This is a genomic window from Streptomyces africanus, from assembly GCF_002150735.1.
Classification (GTDB): domain Bacteria; phylum Actinomycetota; class Actinomycetes; order Streptomycetales; family Streptomycetaceae; genus Streptomyces; species Streptomyces africanus.
Genome location: NZ_MUKA01000322.1, coordinates 1 through 8,962 on the forward strand (window position 1 = coordinate 1; position 8,962 = coordinate 8,962).

The window sequence follows — 8,962 nt, forward strand, 5'->3', positions numbered from 1 at the left end:
GCCCACCCCCCGTCGGGAGGAGCCCCCCACATGCCACGGCGTAACCCACGCACCGTTCTCGACAGAATGAGAACTCCCCGCGGAATCCCCGGGTTCCTGAAGACCGCATCGGTATGCGCGCTGATCGCGGGTCTTTTGTCGCCGTTGTCACAGGCGGCCGCCTCGGAGACGGGGACCGCGCAGGCCACGCTGGCGGCGAACGACCACTGCGGCAACCAGTGTTCGGACATCCTCCCGCCCGGCCAGAACGGCAACGCCACCCTGGCCCAGGTCCTCCTGAACCAGGCCTTCGGCACCCAGCCCGAGCACGCCGAGGACCAGCTCGGGCCGTATGCCGACCTCGCCAAGGGGTACACCGGCCTCACCAACGACAAGATCAACAACTTCTTCAACGACGCGTCGTTCGGGGTCCCGGCGGACCAGGTCGCCTCCACCGTCAAACCCGCCGGGCGCGGTGACGTGACGATCGTCCGGGACAAGAAGACCGGTGTGCCGCACATCACCGGCACCACCCGGTACGGCACGGAGTTCGGGGCCGGCTACGCCGCCGCCCAGGACCGGCTGTGGCTGATGGATGTCTTCCGGCACGTCGGACGGGGACAGGTGACCTCCTTCGCGGGCGGCGCGCCCTCCAACCAGGGCCTGGAACAGCAGTTCTGGCGGCACGCGCCCTACAGTGAGGCCGATCTCCAGGCGCAGATCGACAACGCCGTCGCCACCAACGGCGAGCGCGGCAAGCAGGCCCTCGCCGACGCCGACGCCTACCTCGACGGCATCAACGCCTACATCGACGCCTCCGACAGCGGCCGGTACTTCCCCGGTGAGTACGTCCTCACCGGGCACAAGGACTCAGTCACCAACGCCGGGAAGATCGAGCACTTCAAGATCACCGACATGGTCGCGCTCGGGTCCGTCATCGGCGCGCTGTTCGGCTCAGGCGGAGGAGGCGAGGTCAACAACGCGCTCTCCCTGCTCGCCGCCCAGGAGAAGTACGGCGTGGCGGAAGGCACCAAGGTCTGGGAGTCGTTCCGGGAGCGCAACGACCCGGAGGCCGTCCTCACCGTCCGCGACGGCAGCTTCCCGTACGCGACCAAGCCGGACGACCCGCAGGGCACGGCCCTGCCGGACGCCGGTTCGGTGAAGCCGGAGCCGCTCGTCTACGACCGCACCGGCAGCGCCGCCACGGCCAGTGCCACCGGCGCGTCCGGCGAGGCGGCCAAGTCGGCCCTGTCGTCCGCCAGGCGCGGCATGTCCAACGCCCTCGTGGTGGGCGGCGAGCACACCGCCAGCGGCCACCCGGTCGCCGTGTTCGGCCCGCAGACCGGCTACTTCGCCCCCCAGCTGCTGCTCCTCCAGGAGCTCCAGGGCCCGGGCATCAGCGCCCGCGGCGCCTCCTTCGCGGGCCTGAGCATGTACGTCGAACTCGGCCGCGGCCAGGACTACTCGTGGAGCGCCACCACCTCCGGCCAGGACATCATCGACACGTACGCCGTCGAACTGTGCCAGGACGACCACCACTACCTGTACCGCGGCACCTGCACGCCGATGGAGAAGATCGAGCAGAAGAACGCCTGGAAGCCGACGGTCGCCGACGGCACCGCGGCCGGCTCGTACACGATGCGCGTCTGGCGCACGAAGTACGGACCCGTCGAGTATCGCGGCACGGTCGGCGGCAAGAAGGTCGCCTACACCACCCTGCGCTCGTCCTTCATGCACGAGGCCGACTCCATCATCGGCTTCCAGATGTTGAACGACCCGGACTACGTGAAGGGCCCCGAGTCGTTCCAGAAGGCGGTGCAGCACATCAACTACACCTTCAACTGGTTCTACGCCGACTCCGAGCACACCGCGTACTACAACAGCGGCGACAACCCGGTGCGCGCGAACGGCGTCGACGCCGAGTTCCCGGTGTGGGCCCGGCCGGCGTACGAGTGGCGGGGCTGGGACCCGGCGACCAACACGGCCGACTACACCCCGCCCTCCGCCCACCCCAACTCCATCGACCAGGACTACTACATCTCCTGGAACAACAAGCAGGCCAAGGACTACACGACCGCGCCCTGGGGCAACGGGTCCGTGCACCGCGGCAACCTCCTCGAGGACCGGGTGAAGAAGCTGGTCCGGCAGGGCGGGGTGACCAGGGCCTCGCTGGTGAAGGCCATGGCCGACGCGGCCACGGCCGACCTGCGGGCGGAGGACGTCCTACCCGACCTGCTGAAGGTCGTGAACACTTCACCGGTCACCGATCCCACGGCCGCGGCCGCCGTCAGCAAGCTCCAGGCGTGGGTCGCCGCGGGCGGCAAGCGCACGGAGACCTCGGCCGGATCCAAGAAGTACGCCGACGCCGACGCGATCCGCATCCTGGACGCCTGGTGGCCGCTGCTGGTGAAGGCCGAGTTCGAACCGGGCCTCGGCAGCGAGCTGTTCGAGGCGATGACCGCCAACCTGCCCGTCGACGAGTCCCCGTCGGCCTCCCACGGCCCGACCGGGGCGCACGCCGGAAGCTCTTTCCAGTACGGCTGGTGGAGCTACGTCGACAAGGACATCCGGGCCGTGCTCGGCGAGCAGGTGCGCGGGCCGCTGGCCCGGGAGTACTGCGGCGGCGGAGACCTCGGCGCCTGCCGTGACACCCTGGTCGGCACCCTGAAGGAGGCGGCCGGCAAGACGGCGGCCCAGGTCTACCCCGGCGACGACCAGTGCTCGGCGGGCGACCAGTGGTGCGCCGACTCGGTCATCCACCGCACCCTCGGCGGCATCAAGCACGGCAAGATCAGCTGGCAGAACCGGCCGACCTACCAGCAGGTCGTGGAGTTCACCTCACACCGGTGACCCGAGAGCAGGCGGCGGGTCAGCGAATACGGCCCGCCGCCAGCACCAGCCGGGCCAGTTCCTCGTGCAGGATGTCGCTGTGCGCGCCGGCGGGCGGGCCACCGCGTCTGACCACCGCCGCCGCGTCGACGTTCACGCATCCCGAGCCGGGCAGCTTCGCCCGCAGGGCCTCGGCGAGGGTGTACGCGCGCGTGCCCGGCACCGCCTGCACCCCGTCGTAGCCCATCGCACCCCACTTGGCGCCCAGCACCCGCCCCATGTCGAGGCCCGCGACCGACCGGCTGTCGCCCGCCATACGGGAGGCCAGCGGATACATCGTGCCCAGGGCCGAGTCGTGCCGGGAGTGGCAGCAGACCACGGGACCGTCGACGCGGTTCTGCTGTCCCTGGAGCACCCCTCCGGCCCGGGCGTCGTGCGGCAGCCGGGCCGCGAACGCGTAGTGCGAGAACGCCCCTTGGAGCAGCGTCACCGACTTCACCGTCCGCACGCCCTCGGGGAGGCCGCGCAGCGCGAACGACACCAGCCGCGCACCGAAACTGTGCCCGACGAGGTGCACGCGCACGTCCGGCGCCGCCTTCGCGAGCTGCCCGACGACCCGTCCGAGACCGCGCTCGCCGACGGTTCCCGCACGCCGTTTCATGGCGTAGTACGTCGCCTGCCGCAGTAGCTCGTGCGCCCCGTCCCAGGGGTTGGGGAGGCCGAACCCCTGTCGCGCGCCGGGCGCGTCGAGGTCCGCCAGCGCCCGTGCGAACTCCTCACAGGCCGCCGCCGAGGATCCGGCCAGCATCTCCGGCTCGCTCTGCGGCACGCCCTCCGCCACCGTGTCCGCCGCGAACAGCGCCTGCGGTCCGGGCGCCACCACCTCCACCAGCAGCCGCACCAGCCGCCCGAACTCCTCCAGCTCGGCCCCCTCCGGCGGCTTCTGCTCCAGCAACCGGGCGATCTGTTCGACCAGGATCGCCCGGCCCGGGAAGGACTCCAGCAGCGCGTGCCGCGTGTCCTTGTCGAGCACCAGGCGCCCGGGGGCCTCGGCCGCCACGGCCCGGGGGAAGTCCGGGATCGGTTCGTCGGAGAACCGCATCGCCGGCCAGACCACCCCGACGTACCCAATCCGGGCCGCCGGGGCCAGCCTCGGAACGGGCGCGAGGAACCGGTCGTAGAGCCGGGTCGCGCCCGAGCGGTCGTTGTTCCAGCCGTGCGCGAAGACGACCAGGTCGCGCACCTTCCGTTCGGTCACCCCGGCGAGCAGCCGGTCGCGCCCGCGGCCCGCCGGGTCCCCGTCCGCGTCGAAGGTCAGCTCCCAGTAGGGACTCACACTCATCGCCGGATCCGCCATGACAGGCCCCCTGTTCCCCCGGGTGACGCGCGATGTGGCGCATCGTCCTGCCAACGGGGGAGCTTGGCCATATGTCACGGGCGCATTGGGCGCGCGGTGCCGCGCTCAGCGGTAGAGGAGGTACTCCCGCCGCGTCCTTCGGAACACCGTCAGCTCCTCCTGCCACCCCGCCACGACCTCGTCGGTGTCCGCGCCCGCGTCGATCATCGTGCGCACGCGCGCGGAGCCGGTGAGTTTGTCGATCCAGTTGTCCGGGCGCCAGGCGAAGCCGCTCCAGACCTTCTTGGCGGTCACGAGCAGGGCGATCCCCGTCCGTACGGGATCGAAGACGCCCCGGTCGTGCACATGGACCTGCACACCGCCGATCGTCCGGCCCTGGAACTTGGAGAACGTGGGGGAGAAGTACGCCTCCCGGAAGCGCACGCCGGGCAGGGCGAGTTCGTTCGCGGCGGCGGCCCAGCGCCGGTCGATGCCCTCGGCGCCGAGCAGCTCGAACGGCCGGGTCGTGCCACGCCCCTCCGACAGGTTCGTGCCCTCGAACAGACAGGTCCCCGAGTACACCAGGGCCGTCTCCGGCGTCGGCATGTTCGGGCTGGGCGGCACCCAGGGCAGTCCGGAGGCGTCGTAGAAGTCCGAGCGTTTCCAGCCCGACATCGTGACGGTCTCCAGCGGTACGGGGGCGGTCAGGAACTCCCCGTTGAACAGCCGTGCCAGCTCCGCGACGGTCATCCCGTGGGCCTGGGCGATGGGCTGCCGCCCGACGAACGTGGCGAACTCCCTGTGCAGGACGGGCCCGAGGGCCGCCCGGCCGGTCACCGGGTTGGGCCGGTCCAGGACGACGAATCGCCTGCCCGCGAGCTGGGCGGCCTCCATGCAGTCGTACAGCGTCCAGATATACGTGTAGAAGCGGGCGCCGGCGTCCTGGATGTCGAAGACGACCGTGTCCACGCCGGACGCGGTGAAGATGTCGGCGAGCGGGCGGCCGCTCTTGAGGTAGGTGTCGTAGACGGGCAGGCCGGTCGCCGGGTCGTCGTAGCGGCCCTCGGTACCGCCGGCCTGGGCGGTGCCGCGGAAGCCGTGTTCAGGGCCGAAGACGGCCCTGAGATCCACTCGGGTGTCCGCGTGCATGACGTCGACGATGTGGCGGACGTCGCGGGTCGTGCCGGTGGGGTTGGTGACGATGCCGACCTTCTGACCAGCCAGGAGGGCGTAGCCGTCGTGGGCGAGTCGTTCGAAGCCGGTGCGGAGTTGTCGGTGGGGCTGGGCTGTTGCTGCGGTGTGTGTGACTGAGGCGGCTGCTGCCGTGGCCGCCGTGAGTAAGGCTCGTCTTGAGGGGCGCATGGGGTGACCTCCTTCAGCGGGGACGGTCGGCATGGGCACGGTAAGCGCTCCCGCGGGCTGTGGGGAGGCTGCGGGCCGCCTGTGGTTGATCGCGCAGTTCCCCGCGCCCCTTTCAGGGGCGTTGCCGGCACCCCTTCCCTGGTACATACCGACCGGTTAGTCTGGCGCCGTTGCTGAGCCGCGTTTTGAGGAGACCGATGGTGGGAGCCTTTCAAGGGGCCGGAGTCGTTGTCACGGGGGCCGGTGGCGGGATCGGGGCCGCGCTGGCCCGGCGGTTCGCCGCCGAGGGGGCCCGGGTCGTCGTCAATGACCTGGATGCCGAGCGGGCCAAGCATGTCGCGGACGAGGTCGGCGGGATCGCCGTGGCCGGGGAAGCCTCGGCGATCGTCTCCGACGCCCGGGACGCGCTCGACGGGACCGTCGACGTGTACTGCGCCAACGCCGGTGTCGCGTTCGACGGCATCGATCCCGGTCAGGCGTTGGACGAGAAGGCCTGGGCGACCTCCTGGGACGTGAACGTCATGGCGCATGTCCGGGCCGCTCAGGAGCTGCTGCCCGCATGGCTGGAGCGGGGCGACGGCCGGTTCGTGTCCACCGTCTCCGCCGCCGGGCTGCTCACCATGATCGGCGCCGCGCCCTACGCCGTCACCAAGCACGGCGCCCTCGCCTTCGCCGAGTGGCTGTCGCTGACCTACCGGCACCGGGGTGTGAAGGTCCACGCCATCTGCCCGCAGGGCGTCCGCACCGACATGCTGGCCGCCACCGGCAGCGCGGGCGACCTGGTGCTCCAGCCGACCGCGATCGAGCCGGAGGCCGTGGCGGACGCCCTGCTGAAGGGCATCGAGGAGGACCGCTTCCTGATCCTGCCGCACCCCGAGGTCGCCGCGTACCACCAGGCCCGGGCCGGAGACCCCGACCGGTGGCTGACCGGCATGAACCGCATCCAGCAGCAGTGGGAGGAGAACCGGTGACCGAGTCCCGTTACGCGGCCAAACCCTGGCTGGACCTGCTGAACGACGCCCAGAAGGGCGCGATAAGCCCCGACGGCTCCCTCGTGCACGCCCTGCGCCGGGCCGTGGCCGAGACGCCGGACAGCGACGCCCTGGCCTACTTCGACGGCCGCCTGACCTACCGGGACGTCGACGAGCTCAGCGACTCCGTCGCGGGGCATCTCGCCGCGCGCGGATTGGAGCGCGGTGACCGGGTCGCGGTACTGCTCCAGAACTCCCCGCACTTCGTGCTCGCCTTGCTGGGCGCCTGGAAGGCGGGCGCGATCGTCGTACCCGTCAACCCGATGTACAAGTCGGGCGAGGTGTCCCACGTCCTGCGCGACGGCGAGGTCGCCGCGCTGATCTGCTCGGACCGGGCGTGGGAGTCGTATCTGCGCGCGACGGCGGCGGACTCGCCCGTGCGGATCGTGCTCACCGGGTGCGAGCTGGACTTCCAGACGCGGGGCGACGCGCGCGTGCTGACCTTCGAGCGGCTTCCGCAGGCCCCGGACGCCGACGACCTGGTGACCGTGGCACGGGCCGGGCACAAGGCGCCCGAGGACCGGGACCCCGGCCCCTCCGACATCGCGTTGATCAGCTACACCTCGGGCACCAGCGGCACCCCCAAGGGCGCCACCAACACGCACGGCAACATCATGTACAACGCCGAGCGGCAGCGGACCGGCCTGGGGCTGCCCGAGCGGCCCGTCTACTTCGCACTGGCGCCGCTGTTCCACATCACCGGCATGGTCTGCCAGTTCGGTGCCTGCCTGAGCAGCGCGGGCACGCTCGTACTGGCGTACCGCTTCGAGGCGGGAGTGGTCCTCGACGCGTTCGCCGAGCACCGCCCGCACTACACCGTCGGCCCCTCGACGGCGTTCATGGCGCTGGCCGCGCACCCGTCCGTCACCCGGGACCACTTCTCCTCCTTCCGGGTGATCTCCTCCGGCGGCGCCCCGCTGCCGCCCGCGCTGGTGGAGAAGTTCCGGGCCGGCTTCGGGCCGTACATCCGCAACGGCTACGGGCTCACCGAGTGCACCGCGCCGTGCGCCTCCGTGCCGCCCGGTCTGGAGGCGCCCGTCGACCCCGTCTCCGGGACCCTCGCGGTCGGCCTTCCCGGCCCCGACACGGTCGTACGGATCGTCGACGACAACGGCGCCGAGGTGCCGTTCGGCGAGCAGGGCGAGATCGTCGTCCGGGGGCCGCAGGTCGTGCCCGGCTACTGGCGGCGCCCCGACGCCACCGCCCAGACGTTCCCCGGCGGCGAACTGCGCACCGGCGACATCGGCTTCATGGACGAGCGGGGCTGGCTGTACGTCGTCGACCGCAAGAAGGACATGATCAACGCGTCCGGCTTCAAGGTGTGGCCGCGCGAGGTCGAGGACGTGCTCTACACGCACCCGGCGGTGCGCGAGGCCGCCGTCGTGGGCGTGCCGGACGGGTATCGCGGGGAGACCGTCAAGGCGTACATCAGCCTGCGCCCGGACGCCGACACGGACCCGGATGCACTCGCCGCCTACTGCAAGGAGAGACTGGCCGCCTACAAATACCCGCGCCAGGTGGAGATCCTGCCGGACTTGCCGAAGACGGCCAGTGGGAAGATCCTCCGTCGGGAACTGCGTTCCCGGACGCAAGGCAACTGACAGCAGGACGGAAAGGCAGGTGGCGGCAGTGCCCAGGACGACGGACTCGGACGGCACCCCCGTACCTCAGCGGCTCCTGGCCGCCGCCACCCGGCTCTTCGCCGAGCAGGGCTACGACCGCACCTCGGTGCAGGAGATCGTGGAGGCGGCCGGGGTCACCAAGGGGGCGCTGTACCACTACTTCGGCTCCAAGGACGACCTTCTGCACGAGGTGTACGCGCGCGTGCTGCGCATCCAGCAGGAGAGACTGGACGCCGTCGCGGGCGCCGACGAGCCCGTGGAGAAGCGGTTGCGGGCCGCGGCCGCGGACGTGGTGGTGACGACGATCGACAACCTCGACGACGCGATGATCTTCTGGCGGTCCATGCACCACCTGAGCCCCGAGAAGAACAAGCAGGTCCGCGCCGAGCGCCGCCGCTACCACGAGCGTTTCCGCGCGCTGGTCGAGGAGGGCCAGGAGGCGGGCGTCTTCTCCAGGGCGACGCCGGCGGACCTGGTCGTCGACTACCACTTCGGCTCGGTCCACCACCTGTCGACGTGGTACCGCCCCGAGGGCCCGATGAGCCCCCAGCAGGTAGCCGACCACCTGGCGGACCTACTGCTGCGCGCCCTGCGCCCGTAGACGCGACCAGGGGGCTCCGCCCCCTGGACCCCCGGCCTATGCCCACCCACCACCCGAATCGGTCGGCCAGGAGGCCGGGCTCGAAACACCAAGCGCAGCGACCCCCCGCCCGTCCGGAGAACCGGCCGACCGGGGCGACCGGGCTTGAAGCGCCGGCCTGAACCACGTCCCCCAGCCCGTCCGGCGTTTGAGGACGAGGCCG

At 71.3% G+C, this 8,962-nt stretch carries 6 protein-coding genes; 4 read left to right on the forward strand and 2 right to left on the reverse strand.

Annotated elements, in window-relative coordinates:
- Positions 1-30 precede the first annotated feature (30 nt).
- Positions 31-2,829, forward strand: a complete 2,799-nt coding sequence (locus tag CCL05_RS33295; RefSeq protein WP_086564381.1) for a penicillin acylase family protein — start codon at positions 31-33, stop codon at positions 2,827-2,829.
- A 19-nt stretch (positions 2,830-2,848) separates the two neighbouring features.
- On the opposite strand, the gene CCL05_RS33300 is transcribed toward CCL05_RS33295, so the two are convergent.
- Together CCL05_RS33300 and CCL05_RS33305 are read right to left on the reverse strand one after the other, a co-directional pair.
- Entirely contained in the window at positions 2,849-4,165 is a 1,317-nt protein-coding gene (locus CCL05_RS33300; protein ID WP_086564382.1) for a serine-threonine protein kinase, read from the reverse strand.
- Positions 4,166-4,270: 105 nt separating this feature from the next.
- A complete protein-coding gene (locus CCL05_RS33305; RefSeq protein ID WP_086564383.1) occupies positions 4,271-5,506 on the reverse strand; it encodes an exo-beta-N-acetylmuramidase NamZ family protein in 1,236 nt (411 codons plus the stop codon).
- A gap of 197 nt (positions 5,507-5,703) precedes the next feature.
- Here CCL05_RS33305 and CCL05_RS33310 point away from each other — a divergent pair, with 197 nt between their 5' ends.
- The 3 genes from CCL05_RS33310 to CCL05_RS33320 are packed head-to-tail and all read left to right on the forward strand — an operon-like array spanning position 5,704 to position 8,760.
- On the forward strand, positions 5,704-6,477 hold the full coding sequence (locus tag CCL05_RS33310; RefSeq protein WP_086564384.1) for an SDR family oxidoreductase: 774 nt from the start codon (positions 5,704-5,706) through the stop codon (positions 6,475-6,477).
- Positions 6,474-8,138, forward strand: a complete 1,665-nt coding sequence (locus CCL05_RS33315; RefSeq protein WP_086564385.1) for a class I adenylate-forming enzyme family protein — start codon at positions 6,474-6,476, stop codon at positions 8,136-8,138. The genes CCL05_RS33310 and CCL05_RS33315 overlap by 4 nt, the downstream gene beginning before the upstream one ends.
- A 28-nt stretch (positions 8,139-8,166) precedes the next feature.
- Positions 8,167-8,760, forward strand: a complete 594-nt coding sequence (locus tag CCL05_RS33320) for a TetR/AcrR family transcriptional regulator (protein ID WP_086564386.1) — start codon at positions 8,167-8,169, stop codon at positions 8,758-8,760.
- Positions 8,761-8,962: the final 202 nt, after the last annotated feature.